The organism is Rhizobium sp. T1470 (assembly GCF_042140505.1).
Taxonomy (GTDB): Bacteria; Pseudomonadota; Alphaproteobacteria; order Rhizobiales; family Rhizobiaceae; genus Rhizobium; species Rhizobium favelukesii.
The window spans coordinates 163883-181145 of record NZ_CP148095.1; the positions used below are offsets into that span (position 1 = coordinate 163883).

Sequence of the window (17263 nt, forward strand, 5' to 3'; positions counted from 1 at the left end):
TATGGGTCTCCATGATTCGGAGGTCATGGATGACAGGTGCATCAATCGAGACTACGCTTGAGCTTTGGGCATCATCGTTGCGCGACGTGAAGGCTCGCATGCGCAGACTGTTTACGCAGGAGCGAGTTGCAGCCTCTGCGAACCTTTTCCTGGACGGCTTGCTGGGTGACGAGCGGCGTAAGACAGGTTGGATGCGTGCTGAGGCGGCCGGTGATCCCGGCCCGTGGCGGCAACAAGCCATTCTGGGGCGCGGGCGCTGGGACGCGGACGCACTTCGCGACATCGTGCGAGAGTATGTCGTAGAAAACCTCGCCACGGATGATGCGGTCCTGGTCATCGACGAGACGGGCTTCCTCAAGCAGGGCAAGACATCGTGCGGTGTTGCACGTCAATATACAGGTTCGGCTGGCAAGATAACGAACTGCCAGATCGGTGTGTTCGCCGCCTATGTGTCCGTTCGCGGTCATGCCTTTATCGATCGGGCCCTGTACTTGCCCAAAAGCTGGACCGGCGATCCGGCAAGGCTGGCAGCAGCTCATGTTCCTCAGGCTACAGCCTTCGCTACCAAGCCAGGCCTGGCTGTCGAGATGATACGGCGTGCGCTGGCAGCCGATGTGCCGTTTTCATGGGTGGCCGCAGATGCGGTCTATGGCGTCGGGGACGTTGAAGGGACCCTGCGTCGAGCCTGCAAAGGCTACGTTCTTGGGGTTAAATCGGACCACCATTTCGGCTCCTGGTCGGGTAAGCCTCCGGTCGCCGGCACAGCGCAGGAGATCGCCCGTGATCTCGATCCAAGTGCATGGCAACGTCTTTCCGCCGGTGAGGGCACCAAAGGCGCGCGGCTTCATGACTGGGCCTATTGCGAACTCGCCGACCTCGATGCCGACGAATACAACGAGACGACATCTGGGCTTTGGACCCGTGGCCTCCTGATCCGGCGCAATATCAGCGACGGTGATCTCGCATTCTTCACCACATGGTGCCTGGCCGGGACGGACATCCAGACGCTCGTTTCCGTTGAAGGCCATCGCTGGGCGATCGAAGACAGCTTCGAGACCGCCAAGAACGAGCTCGGACTCGATCACAATGAAACCCGGTCATGGCATGGCTGGCATCGCCACGTCTCCCTCGTCATGCTTGCCTTCGCCATGATGGCGGTGATCCGGTACCGCGCCAATGACGCGACGCCCCAAAAAAGACCGCGGATGCCGACCATCAGGACTTGATCCGCTGGTCTATCCAGGAAGTCCGGCGCATCGCCATAAGACTCGCTCAGCGTCGCATAAGCCCCGCCTACGTCATCGCATGGTCATGCTGGAGGCGCGCCCATCAGGCGGCCGCTCGACGAGCTCACCTCAAAACTAAAATGCACTGTAATGCTAGGGCCGGAACCTCAAGCAGATTACACGGCTGATAACCGCCACGACCGACGGCATCGCGAATATTCCGTTCATTGCCACCAATGCCAACACGCTCGATCTCAATTCCGTCTTTGCCATCGAAACGGTCGTGGACGCGCAGGGTAACGAGTTCCTGCAATTGCAATATTCGCAGACCAGCCTGCTAAATTTTGCGGGCAAGAGCTTCCCGCATGTGACCGTCGGAACTTTAATCAAGGCGTTTTAGGTTGACCTCGGGGCAGCGGCCGCAGTCTAGAACCTTGGGGCGCCGTATCGGCTGCGGCCTATGAGGAGCACGGATAAGTGGTTGGGCGCGGCGACTCCCCTCCCCTCTGCCGAAGGCGAGCGCCAGCCTGCCAGCGCATCTGGGGTCAGGACAAGAGCAGTTCAAAATGCTGCGTGGCCTTTATCAACCAAAGACAGCGACTGCCGATTTGACGATGATCCCACCGTCCGGGCTTCTGCGCATTTGACGGCCGGTAGCAGCGCGAAAGACTTGTAGCAATTGCAGCGCCGGCGGCACCCGCGACCAAAGGGTTTTCATGCTTTCCCTGCCATTTCGGCTTTTCCGGACAACCTGGCCAGTAACGATGCGCTGCGACCAACGGAAGCCGATCTCGTGAAAATACAGGTCGGCATGTTGTGGGCTGATGTGATGAAAGACGCCGGCGATGGTGCGGCGGACGCGGGAATTGAAACCTTCGACCGAATTGACGTGGACGGCGTCCCGAACGTATTCGCGGCTAGAGTGCTTCACGGTCGGGCGATGTCACGTTGTTCGCTTAATCCCCGACAAGGCGTTTGCCGATGAACTTACGCAGTTGCGCCGGTCACGGCTTTCCAATGCGCTATTGCGCGGATGCGATGAATGTGAGTGGCGAGGGCTGAGCGTTTCTGGTGCGACGGGACGAAAAGATTTCTGATTGCTGAAAAGACCGAGATGAAGCGTTGCAAGCCGCCGACGGATCGGAAGCACTGCATCATTCTTTCTCGTTTTCGTAGTGGTAGATGAGAATTCTCCGCGCGATTGTTCAGGCCCTTGTGGGATCGATGTTCGACGCCGGGCATGACATCGCGCCTTGCCGCTCCGTATGAGCGCAGTTTGTCGCTGACGATGCGCTTCGGCGACAGGCCTTGCTTCTTCAGCAGCCTGACCAGCGATCGCTTGGCAGCCTTGGTATCGCGGCGGGCCTGGACGATCTCGTCGAGAACGTAGCCGTCCTGGTCAACCGCGCGCCAAAGCCAATGTTTCCGGCCGCCGATGGACATCACCACCTCGTCCAAATGCCAGATATCCTTTTGCGACGGCTTCTTTCTGCGCAACTGCTTGGCATAAGCCGCCCCAAATTTACGGCCCCATCGCCGGATCGTTTCGTACGATACGACAATGCCACGCTCCAACAGCATTTCCTCGACCAACCGCAGGCTCAAGGAAACCGGAAGTACAGCCACATCGCATGGGCGATGATCTGCGGTGGAAAGCGGTGGTTCTTGTAACTGATCGTCGTCGAGCTCATCCTCGCCCAATTATCCCTCAACCGTTAAGCTGCAGACAACGTGACATCGCCAACGGCGCGACTGCAAAGATGACAGGGTAACCGTTGGCGGATCGGTTCGCGCGATGCAGGGGCTTGTATCGCGCATCATATGAGGCTATATTTTGCCTCATATGGAATGGAGAGCGAAATGCTAGCGTTCGGAAATGTCGCCGACGTGTTGGGGCTGCCTCTCAAAGAGGTAGCGGCGCGGTCCCCTTTCGGGCTGATCTCCCGGATCGAGAATGGACTTCCCATCGGGGCGCTTGAGCGCGTTGCGCATCTTCTAGCGCCTGGCGATGCTCAGTTCAAATACCGGCTGATCCCCAAGGCAACCTATGAGCGGCGCAAGACGGCACATCGTCTCTCGTCGGACGAGGGCACACGATTGGCCCGCGTGGCGCGCGTCTGGGGTCTTGCTGTCGATGTCTGGCAGAACGAAGAGGAAGCGCGCGATTTCTTGTTTCGGCCGCACGCGATGATTGAGGACAAGCGACCGATCGACGTCGTTATCCTCAGCGAGTTCGGCGCCGAAATGGTGGTCGATATTCTCGGAGGTCTGAAGTACGGCAGTGCTGCGTGACGGCGCAGACTCTCGATCGCACGCTATCGTCCTTTCGTATCGGCGATCCGGCCGGCACCTACCCGATTTTCGATGCGACCGGCTCGACAATCGCGCCGGGGCGATGGAACATGCCCGGAAGTCCTATCATCTATACCAGCGAGCACTATTCGACGGCCCTGTTGGAAAAGTTGGTGCATGGCAGCGGTCGACTGCCGCCGAACCAGCATTACATCGAAATTACAATTCCGCGCGGACTGAGCTACGAGGTTTTTTCCCAACCCTCACTGCCCGGTTGGGACACGATGCCGGCGACGGTGAGCAAGGGATTTGGCGAAACCTGGTGTTTAGAACGGCGCAGCGTCATCCTGCTTGTGCCGAGTGTCGTGGCGCGTCTCGATTGCAATGTGCTGATCAATCCGGCCCATCCGGAGTTTTCAATGATCCAGATAAGTCTGCACCAGCCCGTCTACTGGGACCGGCGGCTGTTTGGCGCGTAACGGGGAGGGGCTTTCTGTCACCTACAGCCCCGAGGCCCTGGTGAGATTGACACGGAACCGGGTGCCGCCATTGCTCGGATGGCATCGGGACGCCACTCGAGCAGTCCCAGATTGCCGACCCAGCCGGCCACGCGTCTTGGCGGCCTTCATCCTGCCGGCGGCCTATAGCGCGTCGATCTGGGCGTCGTTGAGCTGATCCTTGAGGAAACGCGCATAGCCGATGAGGCGCCGCGACCGGGCGGGGAGAGAGCAGGGGCCGATTCTGGTTTCCAAAAATGCAATATGTGAGCAAGGAAGGGGTGCCGGCGTCTCACGCGTCGTTTGGTGAAATTCGACCACCCGGGGATTGAAATTTGACCTGTCGAGTAATACCTTCTGGAAAACTGGTATTACCGAGGTGGGAACATGACGACTACAGTCACGGCCAAGGGACAGGTGACCATCCCAAAGCCGGTCCGCGATCTTCTCGGGATCGTTCCGGGCAGTAAGGTCGATTTTCGCCGCGCCGCCGATGGTAGCGTGGTGATTGCACGCACTGACAAGAAGCAGCCCATGAGCCGATTTGCGAAGCTGCGTGCCCATGCCGGCAAGGGGCTCGATACCGACGCGATCATGGCACTGACGCGCGGCGAAGGGTGACGCTCGTCGACACCAACGTTCTGCTCGACCTCGTAACTGACGATCCGAAGTGGGCGGATTGGTCGATCGCTCAGCTTGAGGCGGCAAGCCTCAATGGGCCGTTATCGATCAACGACGCTGTCTATGCCGAGCTTGCCGTACGATATGACCGCATCGAGGATCTCGACGCGTTTCTTGACGAAGCCGGTCTCGAAATCGCTCCGATGCCACGAGCTGCCCTGTTTCTCGCCGGAAAGGTATTTAAGCAGTACCGCAAGGCGGGCGGATCGCGCACCGGCGTGCTGCCCGATTTCTTCATCGGAGCCCATGCCGCCGTCAACGGGCTGCCGCTGCTCACCCGCGATGTTGGCCGCTACCGCACCTATTTTCCAACATTGAAGCTGATCACACCGAATACCTGAGCGACTCGTCAGAAACATGATCGGCGATGTCACGTTGTCTGCAGCTTAACGGTTGAGGGATAATTGGGCGAGGATGAGCTCGACGACGATCAGTTACACGAACCACCGCTTTCCACCGCAGATCATCGCCCATGCGATGTGGCTGTACTTCCGGTTTCCTTGAGCCTGCGGTTGGTCGAGGAAATGCTGTTGGAGCGTGGCATTGTCGTATCGTACGAAACGATCCGGCGATGGGGCCGTAAATTTGGGGCGGCTTATGCCAAGCAGTTGCGCAGAAAGAAGCCGTCGCAAAAGGATATCTGGCATTTGGACGAGGGTGCGCCACGAAGGCGCGAAGGAGGAGCTATGATTTAGGCACTTCCCAAGCAGCCATGCTGCACAGGAGATGAGGGCTGGCCCCTCGAAGCCGGCTTGCAGGAGCGGGTTTCAAACCACCTCAAGCTGCTGTCGTAAAGAGCGATGGTGGTGAGCGTTGAGGAAAAGGCCGGACTTGATCCGGTCAGGTAAGATGCAAGGAGACGAGCGTGAGCGAACCGCTGACGACGTGTCGAAAAGTGCATAGATGGCGTCAAAACCGGGTGGGCTTCGTTAACCCGGGAGAAGTCTGGGAGATACCTGTCTACTGCCCAGATGGCGTCCGGCATGAAGGCGGCGTGACCTTGCTTCAGGCTCTTGTGTGGAACGTGGGAACCTGTCGCCCCGATGCGAAGGGAGACATCCAAGTGGAAGCACCATGAGGATCCGAGTACCGATGCGGGGCACAGGGACGGAGTTGCGTGTAGTAGTGAAGAAGGTGCTGTAATGGCGTTGGAGCGAAGGCGCAACACTGTCCAGCTTTATCGAAAGGTCAACCGTCATGCGGGAGGAGCCTTTGGGTAAAGCAAAGCCGTTCGATATTCCTAAACGGGCTGTTTGGGAGGCTTATCAACGGGTAAAGGCGAACCGGGGTGCAGCCGGGGTCGATGATCAGTCGATCGAGGATCTTGAGCGGGATGTGAAGAACAACCTGTTCAAGCTCTGGAACCGATTGTCATCTGGCAGCTACTTTCCGCCGCCAGTCAAACGGGTCGCGATCAAAAAGCGGCAAGGTGGTACAAGGCCGTTGGGCATTCCCACGGTCTCAGACCGGATTGCGCAAGGGGTGGTGAAGGCATACCTGGAACCGGAACTGGAAAGACATTTCCATCCCGATTCCTATGGGTATAGGCCCGGCAAGTCGGCACTCGAGGCCGTGGGTATGGCAAGGCAGAGATGCTGGCGCCATGACTGGGTTCTCGATCTCGACATTCAGGCCTTCTTCGACACCATTCCACACGACCTGTTGCTACGGGCGGTGCGAAAGCACACCGACTGCACGTGGGTGTTGTTGTACATTGAACGGTGGCTGACGGCTCCCGTGCAACTGGAGAACGGCACTTTGGAACCTCGGGAGAGGGGAACTCCGCAGGGGTCAGTTATCTCACCCTTGCTGGCGAACCTCTTTTTGCACTATGCGTTCGATCGGTGGATGGCCAAACACCGTCCTGAGATTCCGTTTGAACGCTTTGCCGATGATGCCGTTTGTCATTGCAGCAGCGAGCGTCAGGCCCAAAAGTTGCAAACGGATCTTGAGCAACGGTTTGCTGAATGCGGACTGAAGTTACATCCAAACAAGACACAGATCGTGTATTGCAAGGATAACGTTCGGCGGGGGCATTGCCCCAATCAGAAGTTCGACTTTCTCGGCTACACCTTTCGACCGAGACTGGCAATGAACCGATGGGGCAAGACCTTCGTCAATTTCAGTCCGGGTATCAGCAACCGAGCCGCGAAAGCCATCCGTCAGACAATGCGGGACTGGCAGCTTGACCGCCGTATCGACAAGCGCATCAATGATCTGGCCAAGATGTTCAATCCGATCCTTCGTGGTTGGATGAACTACTATGGTCGTTACCACAAATCGGCACTTTCCCGAGCATTGATGCACCTCGATCTGCGCCTGGCACGCTGGGCCATGTCGAAATATCGACGCCTGAGACGCCATCGTCGGCGTGCGCGGTACTGGGTCCAGGACGTAAGGCGTCGGGAGCCAGCGCTGTTTGCACATTGGCGATTGCTGTATCGGGCAACGGCTGGACGGTAGGAGCCGGATGAGTGGAGACGCTCACGTCCGGATCTGTGAGAGTTGCGCCTTGCAAGCGCGTTGAATTCAGCCGTCTGAGATGACGGCCACGGCAAAGCCTAGCGAGCAGCCGTGTACTGAGTCTTGCGTGGTGTCCGGTAACGGCCGCTGCGAAGCGTAGACAAGGAGATTTATAGCGCGGCGATCTGGATGAGAGGCGCGCGACAATCTGGATGAGAATCCCGTGTGTCGCTGGCTGGGTGAGTTTATCTGTTTGATTGACGCTCCGCGACAATCTCGTTTGTGTTGTTGATTGTCGCGTAGGAGGACGGTCTTCCACGTTGGCGTTTTGCCTCCATGGCAGAGCGACGCCTGTAACTTTCGACGTTCATCTCGAAGATCGTTGCGTGATGAACAAGCCGGTCCACCGCGGCGAGCGTCATCGCCGGATCCGGGAATACACGGTTCCATTCTCCAAACGGCTGGTTTGCCGTAATCAGCATGGATTTACGCTCGTATCGCGCGGAGATCAGTTCAAACAGAACGCTTGTTTCGGCCTGATCCTTGGTGACGTAAGCAAGATCATCGAGAATGAGCAGATCGAATCTTTCGAGCTTGTTGATCGCGGATTCCAGTTGAAGTTCGCGGCGAGCGACCTGAAGCTTTTGAACAAGTTCCGTCGTGCGCGTGAAGAGAACCCGCCAACCATTTTCGACAAGTGCCAGCCCGATGGCGGCCGCCAAATGACTCTTGCCTCCGCCTGGTGGGCCGAACATCAGGACATTAGCGCCCTTAGCGATCCATGCGTCGCCAGCGGTGATCGCCATGACCTGGGCTTTCGAGATCATTGGCACGGCATCGAAGTCGAAGCTGTCAATGGTCTTGCCGGGCGGCAGTCTTGCCTCAGCGAGATGACGTTCAATCCTGCGCCGGTCTCGTTCCGAGAGCTCGTGCTCGGCGATGGCCGCAAGGAAGCGCGCTGCTGGCCAGCCTTCCTTGTCGGCCTGTTCAGCAAATTGCGGCCACAGAACTTTGATCGCTGGCAGGCGGAGTTCATTGAGCAGCAGGGAAAGGCGTGCGGCGTCGACGGAGCTGCTATTCTTCATGCTGCATCTCCCATCTCGTTCGATGCGAGCAGAACTTCGTAGCTGGAAAGAGGAGCCAGTTGGACGACGACACCGGGTATCGCGGCCGGATCGGGAGCGAACAGTGCGTTCAGGCGCTGCATGTTCGGCAGTTTACCGGCGTCGAGACTGAGCTGAAGTTGGTCGGCGAGTTCAGCCTCGCAGCCGCGGTCATGCGCAAGTGCGAGGAGCTCGACCATCAACTTACACGCCTGCTTCTCTGGCATCCGTTCAATCAAGAGGTCGAAGGTCTGCCGATACGATTGCCGTGGAAAGAGCTGATCGCGATAAACAAGGCCGAGCAGAGCCATGGGTTTGCGGCGCAGCGAATGAATGACATGCCGATAGTCGACGATCTGACTATGCTTGCCACTGGAGTGAGCGCGCCCTCGGGGCAGTGTCATCAATGGTGTTCCGCCGACAAACAGATCAAGGCGATCGTCGAAAAGGCGAATGCGCAGCGTGTGTCCGATCAGTCGGGAAGGAACTGTGTAGAAGACTTTACGCAGTGTGAAGCCCCCGGTGCGCGCGACACGCAGAACGATCTCCTCGAAATCGGTCGTTCGTCTTTCGGGCAAACGTTGCAGATGCGTTCGTTCCACATCGGTTCGCTTGCCCTTCAGCGCATTGCGACGGCCGATAATCTCATCGATGAAGCTGCGATAGCTGTCGAGGTCGTCGAAATCATTTGAACCTCGCATCAAGAGTGCGTCTTTAATCGCACTCTTGAGATGGCCATGGGAGCTTTCGATCGAGCCGTTCTCATGGGCGATACCCTTGTTGTTGCGCGTCGGCGTCATCAGGTAGTGCTCGCAGAGCTGCTCGTAGCGTTGCGTCAAATCCCGCTTTGCGTCGTTGTCGAGATTGCGGAAAGCAGCAGAGAGGCTATCCGTTCGGTGGTTCAATGGTGCCCCACCCACCGACCACAAAGCATTCTGCAAACCTTCCGCCAGGGCGACAAAGCTCTCTCCGCCCAAGATGACGTGCGCATGCTCAAAGCCGGACCAGACAAGACGAAAGTGATAAAGAAGATGATCAAGCGGCGCAGCGGCGACGCGAACGCCAATGCTGCCCATATCGGTGAAGTCGGATAGTCCAAGCCTGCCTGGCTCATGAACCTGCCGAAAGATAACCTCCTGTTCTTGGCCATGTATTGACCGCCATGCACTGATCCGCCTCTCCAGAGTCCGCCGAATTCCCTGTCCGAGTTCCGGATGACGCCGCAGCATCTCCTCGTAGAGGGCCACAGATCGAATACCTGGCGAGGACTTCAGGATCGGCACAACTTCGGCGTCGAAGATGTCGACGAGTGGATCGGGACGCCGCCGTTCACGGGCCGGCTTCTTTTGGGATGGTAGCCTGGCATCGCTATCAAGGCGGTAGGCTGTGGCAACGCTTATGGAGGATTTGGCGGCCGCAACAGTGACCGAATGCGTCTGACGCAACTTCATAAAAAGCCTCATTTGATGATCGTTTACATGGCGACCCGGCAATCGGTGCTCCTCTCAGGAATACACCTCGATACTGGGCCGGCCGCGATACACAAACGAGCCGAAAAATCTCGCCATCAGCGCTGCTGGAACTCCGGTCGGGCTACGCCCTCCCTACGTTCCAGCAGCGCTGACAGATTCTCATCTTGATTGACGCGCATTCTCATCCTGATTGTCGCGCCGCAGAGATTGTAGGCCGGAACATACGTGAACGGATAGATAGCCCCGAAATCGAACGTGATCGGAGTAGCCGACCCTGTCTCTCAAAGGGGAAGGCGGAATCGCAGGCCGCGTCTTTGCGAGTGGTCCAAGGTGCTCCCGGGGTTCGTACCGCCAGCATGCAATCGAAGGATTTGACGTGAACAAGGGAGATCCAACCGGTTCAAGCGCAAGCTTGTAGGACCTGCCAAGCCGATGAGGCGAGAAGGGGCTGATGACCGGGTGGAAGTCAGACTGACTGATAGTACTCCGAGGTCGGGAGAGCCGGCCACATGGGGAAGCGGTCAGCGGTAGTTGAAATGTTTTTGGGCAACATGGGCTCCATTCAACGGGAGACACGGCCTTTCATGCAAAGGGAAGATCAGCTGACCATGGAAACGGGACTTGAACATATAGCAGCGAAAGCTCGGTGTGAGCCGAAACTCCGCTTTACGTCGCTTGCCCATCACATCACGCGCGAACGGGTGCAGAGGAATCTGTTGAGGATTCCGCAGCGCTCGGCCGCCGGGGTGGATGGTCAGACGGTGAAGGCGGCGAAGGAGAGCTTTGGAGAATGGATAGAGCCGATGCTCCAATCCATTCACCGCCAGGGATATCGCGCGCCGGCAGTGCGGCGCGTTTACATCCCCAAGCCCGGCAAGACGGAGAAGCGCCCGCTCGGGGTGCCAACTGTTTCGGACCGGGCGCTTCAGCGCAGCACAGCTGCGGTGCTGTCGGCGATCTACGAGCAGGACTTCTTGCCCTGCTCGTTCGGCGGCAGGCCGCATCTTAGCGCTCATCATGCCCTGTCGACCCTCAACGAGGCAATCTGCGGCGGCCGGACGAGCTGGGTGCTGGAGGCGGACTTGAAGAACTATTTTGGGAGTCTGTCGCATGAGTGGCTGCTCCGGTTTGTCGAGCATCGAGTCGGGGATCCGCGCGTGATCAGCTTGATCAGGCGCTGGCTGAAAGCAGGCGTCCTTGAGGACGGGGCTGTCCACCCGAGTGATGAAGGAACTCCTCAAGGAGGGTCGATCAGCGTTTTGCTGAGCAACGTTTATCTCCATTATGTGCTCGACCTCTGGTTCGAGCGCGTGGTGAAGGTCCAGCTCAAGGGCGAAGCCCGGCTGGTGCGTTATATCGACGACTTCGTGATCTGTTTCCAACATCAATCGGATGCGCTCCGCGTCGAGGACGCTCTCCGTCATCGTTTGGGGAAGTTTGGCCTCACTCTTGAGCCGAGCAAGACCAAGTTGGTCGAGTTTGGTCGGTTTGCTCAGAGAGATGCGAGCAAACGCGGCAGAAATCGCCCGGAGACGATCTACTTTCTGGGCATGACGCTGTACTGCTCGCGGAACCAAAAGGGTAACTTCAAGGTCGGGATGCGCACGGAGAAGTCTCGGCTTCGACGTAGTCTCTCGTCTCTGCAGGAGCTGATGCGGCAAGTTCGACATTACGTCATCAGGGACCAGGTCAGCGAAATCAACGCTGCTCTTCGTGGCCACTACGCCTATTATGGCATCGCCGGAAACCTTCGGTCGCTGCTCAAGGTGTATCGGGCCACGGAACGGTACTGGTGCCGAATGTTACGCAGCCGCAGCCGAGATGGTGGCCGCCTCACATGGGACACTTTCAACCAGATCAAAGAACGGAACCCGCTGCTGCGACCCAAGCTGCGGCTTCCTTACGGGAAGCTGCAAGCACTCGCGGTGCTGTGAAGCTGCCGAAGAGCGTAGTGCGGGAAATCCGCACGCTACGTTCTATGGGAACCGGGGGCGGGTGACTGCCTCCGGTGACCCAGTCCTGGGGGTGAAATTCCCCCGGGCCACTCGACTGGTGATGTCCATCGGCGGCCGGAAACATTGGCTTTGGCGCGCGGTTGACCAGGACGGCTACGTTCTCGACGAGATCGTCCAGGCCCGCCGCGATACCAAGGCTGCCAAGCGATCGCTGGTCAGGCTGCTGAAGAAGCAAGGCCTGTCGCCGAAGCGCATCGTCAGCGACAAACTGCGCTCATACGGAGCGGCAAGGCGCGATGTCATGCCCGGCGTCGAACATCGATCCCACAAGGGCCTGAACAATCGCGCGGAGAATTCTCATCTACCACTACGAAAACGAGAAAGAATGATGCAGTGCTTCCGATCCGTCGGCGGCTTGCAACGCTTCATCTCGGTCTTTTCAGCAATCAGAAATCTTTTCGTCCCGTCGCACCAGAAACGCTCAGCCCTCGCCACTCACATTCATCGCATCCGCGCAATAGCGCATTGGAAAGCCGTGACCGGCGCAACTGCGTAAGTTCATCGGCAAACGCCTTGTCGGGGATTAAGCGAACAACGTGACATCGCCGCGCCGTTCGCTCGCAATGCCGCCATCAGGGAGAGCATGAGGAATTGTGTGGCAGTGCCTGATCTGGCTTGAATCGGCTATGATGGGCGTGCCTTGCGGCACAAGGGATATTACCCTGTCACATTCCACACACGGACTGTCACATTATCGAGCGGAGAACGAACGACCGCGCGGCTGCCTAAGATCAGGCAATGGCACCCGTCACTATTTTCCAATGCGCCATGGCGCGGACACGATGAATGTGAGTGGCGAGAGCAGAGCGGCTGCGATGCTGTGCGACGAAGAGATTTCGGATGGCGGAGAAGGTCGTTATGAAACGTTGCAGACCTCCAGCTGATCGGAAACCCTGCATCTGGTGCTCCCGTTTTCGCAGTGGCAGATGAGAATTCTCCGCTCGATTGTTGAGACCCTTATGAGACCGGTGTTCGACCGTTGGCATGAGGTCACGTTTGGCCGCACTATAGGAGCAGTTTGTCGGTGATGATCCGCTTGGGTGGCATGCCTTGCTTCTTCAGCAGCCTGCGCAGCAATCGCCTTGCAGCCCTGGTGTCGCGCCGGCTTTGAACGATTTCATCGAGAACGTAGCCGTCTTGATCGACGGCACGCCAAAGCCAGTGCTTTCGGCCGGCGATGGAAACCACAACCTCATCGAGGTGCCAGACGTCCTGGCGCGAAGGCTGCCTGCGACGGAGTTGCTTTGCGAAAGCCGGCCCGAATTTCCGTCCCCATCGCCGGATCGTTTCATACGAGACGATGATCCCGCGCTCCAGCAGTAGCTCCTCGACCAGCCGCAGGCTCAAAGGAAATCTGAAATACAGCCAGACCGCATGGGCGATGATCTGTTGCGGGAATCGGTGACGCTTGTAGCTGATGGATGACTTCTTCATCCCACCAGTTCTATGCCCTACCCACTGACATCTGGTTTATGTGACAACGCCGATCGAACTAATATGTCGTAAACTGGCGTGGCATGGACATCTCCCCGACTCGTTTCGTCAGGGATCAATGCTGCGCTCATATCCGCGCCTTGTGAGGGAGTGCCTGCCTCTTCCAGCAACTTTGCCAAAGCCAGCAGGCAAGCAAAATTGGCATACGCAATTGGTAAGGCGAACCACCTCGCACTCAGTGTCCGGTCAAACATCCACACCGGGACTTCAAGCAACCGGCATGACGTCGAACCCGAAAGGCTGCAGCGGAACACAGCAGACCCCTTGTCCACCAATCCATGGATATGGATAAGCCGCCCAGACCAGGGATGCCACGGATATAAAAGCTCACGAACCTCGGTCCCGTGGGTGTTTCTTCGCCCTGTTGTACAACACGCTTCACACGCATAAAGCTTTAGGATATCGGTAAACGAGCGAGTTCTCAAACCGTCAAACAGAAATCTGATTATAGCGCGGCGATCAGGATGAGACGCGCATTGCCTCGCCTGAACTGCTCCTTGATTATTGGCCGTTGCCTCATCTGATTTGCTCCCAGCATTTGTGGGTGCGGAGCAACTCAGATGAGGCACATCAGCGTGACCACCAAGAAAGAATTGATTGCAGCTTTAGCAAAGCTGCTACCTCCAAGGCAGCCGAGAGGAAAAATCGCGCATTCTCGATCAGTTCGTTGCGATCAGCGGCATGCATCGGAAACATGCGATGCGGTTACTCCGCGGCACGCATAATCAAGTCGCGTCTCGACCACGTCCTCGGATCTATGACGAAGCCGCCCGCCAGGCGCTTATCGTGTTGTGGGAGTCGTCCGACCGTGTTTGTGGAAAGCGGCTAAAGGCGCTGCTCCCGACGCTGGTCATCTCCATGGAGCGGCACGGACACCTCAACCTGGATGACCGGGTTCGGGCTCTGTTGTTGCAGATGAGCGCCGCGACGATTGATCGCGCTCTGAAAGACATCCGCGAAACAGCGGGCGGCCGGCGACGCCGGCATTCGGTGGCTTCGTCTGCGTTAAGGCGTAGCGTCCCCGTCCGGACATTCTCTGACTGGGATGATCCCGCGCCTGGGTTTGTTGAAGCAGATCTTGTCTCCCACTCCGGCCCCGTTGCGCGGGGCAGCTTCGTCCAAACGCTAGTCCTCACCGATATTGCCAGTGGCTGGACGGAATGTGCGCCTCTGCTTGTGCGTGAGCAGAAGCTTCTGACGGAAGTGTTGAGTGAGTTGCGGCGTCTGATGCCGTTTCCGCTGCTCGGCTTCGATACGGACAATGACAGCGTGTTCATCAACGAAACGATCAGGGATTACTGCCTTGATTCCAATATCGAGTTCACGCGTTGCCGTCCCTACCGCAAGAATGATCAGGCTTTCGTCGAGCAGAAGAATGGGTCGATCGTTCGCCGCATTGTTGGTTATCATCGCTATGAGGGGGTCGAGGCCGCTGCGACCCTGGCCGATCTATACCGATCGGTGCGCTTGTTCATAAACTTCTTTCAGCCATCCTTCAAGCTGCGGGAGAAGCGTCGCGATGGCGCGGTGGTCAAAAAGATCTATCATCCTCCTGCGACACCCTATCAGAGGCTCTTGGCAGATCCGAGAACACCGACCGAAGTCCGAAATCGGCTATCGCACATCGGCGATCAGTTGGATCCTGTGAAACTATTGCGCGATATTCGAACAGCGCAGCAGCGTCTTGTCGAGGTTGCCAGCAATGCCTCGCTGTCAACAGCCACGCCGGATATCGAAACGTTCTTGCAGAACCTGCGCCACGCCTGGACGGAAGGCGAAGTCCGTCCGACGGCCAAAGCGAAACCAAAACTGCGCCGAGAGCGACGTAGACCAGACCCGCTCATCCGCGTGACCGACGATCTCCGCTCTTGGTTTGAGGAGGAACCTTGGCGGACAGGCCGCGAGTTGCTCGAGCGGCTTCAAGAGCGTTATCCGAATGAGTACCCCGACGGACTCCTGCGAACAGTGCAACGGCGCGTCAAAGAGTGGCGTCGAAATAAAGCCCATGCCATGATCTTCGGCGCAAATTCCGAGAACGCTCGCAGCAGAAAGGAGCAATCTTGTGAGGCAATGATCAAGTGCATCAGGAACATTCACAGATGAGGCAATACGAATCTCACCGTGATTGCCGCCGCGCAAGCTGATCCTGTCTGGTTTTTATGGGCCAACTCCACGCGTTGGGACATGATCTCACACGGAAGCAAAGAGGTGACGACTATGTTTCTACTTAAGCCTATTACGCTGGTTTCGTTGCTTAACGCAAATTGTGATGTCGCAGCGATCGAAATCGGAAAACGCCCATTGATCGTGATGGTCGCAAATGCCTCGGATGAGCGCAGCAGGGGACTCATGCGCAGGCGAGTTCTTAGCCCGTTCGACGGCATGATATTTGCCTACGATTCCCCTCGCCATGTGCGGTTGTGGATGCAAGATACTCCGCTCCCACTGGACAGTTATTCTTCGATGGTAATGGTCGACTGGTATCGCTGCATCGCAACGCTGTGCCCTTGAATCAAGCTCCAATCGACGGCGGGAGTAATGTGCAGTACGTAGTTGAACTCCAGGCCGGTGGGCACCCTGATATATTGGCGGAACCTAGCATTACAGTGCATTTTAGTTTTGAGGTGAGCTCGTCGAGCGGCCGCCTGATGGGCGCGCCTCCAGCATGACCATGCGATGACGTAGGCGGGGCTTATGCGACGCTGAGCGAGTCTTATGGCGATGCGCCGGACTTCCTGGATAGACCAGCGGATCAAGTCCTGATGGTCGGCATCCGCGGTCTTTTTTGGGGCGTCGCGTCATTGGCGCGGTACCGGATCACCGCCATCATGGCGAAGGCAAGCATGACGAGGGAGACGTGGCGATGCCAGCCATGCCATGACCGGGTTTCATTGTGATCGAGTCCGAGCTCGTTCTTGGCGGTCTCGAAGCTGTCTTCGATCGCCCAGCGATGGCCTTCAACGGAAACGAGCGTCTGGATGTCCGTCCCGGCCAGGCACCATGTGGTGAAGAATGCGAGATCACCGTCGCTGATATTGCGCCGGATCAGGAGGCCACGGGTCCAAAGCCCAGATGTCGTCTCGTTGTATTCGTCGGCATCGAGGTCGGCGAGTTCGCAATAGGCCCAGTCATGAAGCCGCGCGCCTTTGGTGCCCTCACCGGCGGAAAGACGTTGCCATGCACTTGGATCGAGATCACGGGCGATCTCCTGCGCTGTGCCGGCGACCGGAGGCTTACCCGACCAGGAGCCGAAATGGTGGTCCGATTTAACCCCAAGAACGTAGCCTTTGCAGGCTCGACGCAGGGTCCCTTCAACGTCCCCGACGCCATAGACCGCATCTGCGGCCACCCATGAAAACGGCACATCGGCTGCCAGCGCACGCCGTATCATCTCGACAGCCAGGCCTGGCTTGGTAGCGAAGGCTGTAGCCTGAGGAACATGAGCTGCTGCCAGCCTTGCCGGATCGCCGGTCCAGCTTTTGGGCAAGTACAGGGCCCGATCGATAAAGGCATGACCGCGAACGGACACATAGGCGGCGAACACACCGATCTGGCAGTTCGTTATCTTGCCAGCCGAACCTGTATATTGACGTGCAACACCGCACGATGTCTTGCCCTGCTTGAGGAAGCCCGTCTCGTCGATGACCAGGACCGCATCATCCGTGGCGAGGTTTTCTACGACATACTCTCGCACGATGTCGCGAAGTGCGTCCGCGTCCCAGCGCCCGCGCCCCAGAATGGCTTGTTGCCGCCACGGGCCTGGATCACCGGCCGCCTCAGCACGCATCCAACCTGTCTTACGCCGCTCGTCACCCAGCAAGCCGTCCAGGAAAAGGTTCGCAGAGGCTGCAACTCGCTCCTGCGTAAACAGTCTGCGCATGCGAGCCTTCACGTCGCGCAACGATGATGCCCAAAGCTCAAGCGTAGTCTCGATTGATGCACCTGTCATCCATGACCTCCGAATCATGGAGACCCATAGATTCAGACCACAGATAGATATGCAACTGTAATGCTAAGCAG

12 protein-coding genes and 6 pseudogenes are annotated in these 17263 nt (G+C 57.8%); 11 read left to right on the forward strand and 7 right to left on the reverse strand.

Features of this window, described 5'->3' with window-relative positions; genetic code table 11:
- Nucleotides 1–11: 11 nt before the first annotated feature.
- Nucleotides 12–1226, forward strand: coding sequence for an IS701 family transposase (locus WGT02_RS39190; protein WP_208244986.1), 1215 nt, complete (start codon nucleotides 12–14; stop codon nucleotides 1224–1226).
- A gap of 124 nt (nucleotides 1227–1350) precedes the next feature.
- On the opposite strand, the gene WGT02_RS39195 is transcribed toward WGT02_RS39190, so the two are convergent.
- The 3 genes and pseudogenes from WGT02_RS39195 to WGT02_RS39205 form a co-directional block, all read right to left on the reverse strand.
- Entirely contained in the window at nucleotides 1351–1539 is a 189-nt protein-coding gene (locus WGT02_RS39195; RefSeq protein ID WP_339151196.1) for a hypothetical protein, read from the reverse strand.
- Nucleotides 1540–1809: 270 nt separating this feature from the next.
- Nucleotides 1810–2160 (reverse strand): annotated as a pseudogene (locus WGT02_RS39200) (transposase); the annotation flags it as partial.
- Between the two features lie 53 nt (nucleotides 2161–2213).
- Nucleotides 2214–2964: pseudogene (locus WGT02_RS39205) on the reverse strand (IS6 family transposase).
- 122 nt (nucleotides 2965–3086) lie between these two features.
- Between WGT02_RS39205 and WGT02_RS39210 the strand changes: the two are divergent.
- The 6 genes and pseudogenes from WGT02_RS39210 (at nucleotide 3087) to ltrA (WGT02_RS39235) (ending at nucleotide 7159) form a co-directional block, all read left to right on the forward strand.
- Nucleotides 3087–3518, forward strand: a complete 432-nt coding sequence (locus tag WGT02_RS39210; protein WP_208245000.1) for an antitoxin Xre-like helix-turn-helix domain-containing protein — start codon at nucleotides 3087–3089, stop codon at nucleotides 3516–3518.
- Nucleotides 3515–3997: an RES family NAD+ phosphorylase gene (locus tag WGT02_RS39215; RefSeq protein WP_208244998.1), complete on the forward strand. Its 483-nt coding sequence runs from the start codon at nucleotides 3515–3517 to the stop codon at nucleotides 3995–3997. The genes WGT02_RS39210 and WGT02_RS39215 overlap by 4 nt, the downstream gene beginning before the upstream one ends.
- Nucleotides 3998–4402: 405 nt before the next feature.
- Nucleotides 4403–4636, forward strand: a complete 234-nt coding sequence (locus WGT02_RS39220) for an AbrB/MazE/SpoVT family DNA-binding domain-containing protein (protein WP_208244996.1) — start codon at nucleotides 4403–4405, stop codon at nucleotides 4634–4636.
- Nucleotides 4633–5037 carry a type II toxin-antitoxin system VapC family toxin gene (locus tag WGT02_RS39225; protein ID WP_208244994.1) on the forward strand — a complete coding sequence of 135 codons (405 nt, stop codon included), beginning with the start codon at nucleotides 4633–4635 and terminating at the stop codon, nucleotides 5035–5037. The genes WGT02_RS39220 and WGT02_RS39225 overlap by 4 nt, the downstream gene beginning before the upstream one ends.
- Before the next feature lie 26 nt (nucleotides 5038–5063).
- Nucleotides 5064–5352, forward strand: a pseudogene (locus WGT02_RS39230) (IS6 family transposase); the annotation flags it as partial.
- A 556-nt stretch (nucleotides 5353–5908) separates the two neighbouring features.
- Entirely contained in the window at nucleotides 5909–7159 is a 1251-nt protein-coding gene (gene ltrA / locus WGT02_RS39235) for a group II intron reverse transcriptase/maturase (RefSeq protein ID WP_225040253.1), read from the forward strand.
- A gap of 245 nt (nucleotides 7160–7404) precedes the next feature.
- On the opposite strand, the gene istB is transcribed toward ltrA (WGT02_RS39235), so the two are convergent.
- Nucleotides 7405–8244, reverse strand: a complete 840-nt coding sequence (gene istB / locus WGT02_RS39240) for an IS21-like element helper ATPase IstB (RefSeq protein ID WP_208244991.1) — start codon at nucleotides 8242–8244, stop codon at nucleotides 7405–7407.
- Entirely contained in the window at nucleotides 8241–9725 is a 1485-nt protein-coding gene (istA, locus tag WGT02_RS39245; RefSeq protein WP_208244988.1) for an IS21 family transposase, read from the reverse strand. Before istA ends, istB begins: the two co-directional genes overlap by 4 nt.
- 593 nt (nucleotides 9726–10318) lie before the next feature.
- Between istA and ltrA (WGT02_RS39250) the strand changes: the two genes are divergently transcribed.
- The gene (gene ltrA / locus WGT02_RS39250; protein WP_341353390.1) at nucleotides 10319–11668 is read left to right on the forward strand and encodes a group II intron reverse transcriptase/maturase; all 1350 of its coding nucleotides are present in this window, start codon (nucleotides 10319–10321) and stop codon (nucleotides 11666–11668) included.
- 115 nt (nucleotides 11669–11783) lie between these two features.
- A pseudogene (locus WGT02_RS39255) lies at nucleotides 11784–12245 on the forward strand (transposase); the annotation flags it as partial.
- A 235-nt stretch (nucleotides 12246–12480) separates the two neighbouring features.
- Here WGT02_RS39255 and WGT02_RS39260 read toward each other — a convergent pair.
- Nucleotides 12481–13183: pseudogene (locus tag WGT02_RS39260) on the reverse strand (IS6 family transposase).
- A 620-nt stretch (nucleotides 13184–13803) separates the two neighbouring features.
- On the opposite strand from WGT02_RS39260, the pseudogene WGT02_RS39265 reads away from it, so the two are divergent.
- Both WGT02_RS39265 and WGT02_RS39270 read left to right on the forward strand, forming a co-directional pair.
- A pseudogene (locus WGT02_RS39265) lies at nucleotides 13804–15346 on the forward strand (transposase).
- An 18-nt stretch (nucleotides 15347–15364) separates the two neighbouring features.
- Nucleotides 15365–15754 (forward strand): DUF192 domain-containing protein, encoded by a 390-nt coding sequence (locus tag WGT02_RS39270; protein WP_225040640.1) that lies wholly within the window; start codon nucleotides 15365–15367, stop codon nucleotides 15752–15754.
- 241 nt (nucleotides 15755–15995) lie between these two features.
- Here WGT02_RS39270 and WGT02_RS39275 read toward each other — a convergent pair whose 3' ends face one another.
- On the reverse strand, nucleotides 15996–17210 hold the full coding sequence (locus WGT02_RS39275; protein ID WP_208244986.1) for an IS701 family transposase: 1215 nt from the start codon (nucleotides 17208–17210) through the stop codon (nucleotides 15996–15998).
- Between the last annotated feature and the right edge of the window lie 53 nt (nucleotides 17211–17263).

Coding starts and splice junctions, on each gene's coding strand:
- WGT02_RS39190 (WP_208244986.1), top strand. CDS start 12: ATGATTCGGAGGTCATGGATGACAGGTGCATCAATCGAGACTACGCTT.
- WGT02_RS39210 (WP_208245000.1), top strand. CDS start 3,087: ATGCTAGCGTTCGGAAATGTCGCCGACGTGTTGGGGCTGCCTCTCAAA.
- WGT02_RS39220 (WP_208244996.1), top strand. CDS start 4,403: ATGACGACTACAGTCACGGCCAAGGGACAGGTGACCATCCCAAAGCCG.
- istB (WP_208244991.1), bottom strand. CDS start 8,244: ATGAAGAATAGCAGCTCCGTCGACGCCGCACGCCTTTCCCTGCTGCTC.
- istA (WP_208244988.1), bottom strand. CDS start 9,725: ATGAGGCTTTTTATGAAGTTGCGTCAGACGCATTCGGTCACTGTTGCG.
- ltrA (WP_341353390.1), top strand. CDS start 10,319: ATGCAAAGGGAAGATCAGCTGACCATGGAAACGGGACTTGAACATATA.
- WGT02_RS39275 (WP_208244986.1), bottom strand. CDS start 17,210: ATGATTCGGAGGTCATGGATGACAGGTGCATCAATCGAGACTACGCTT.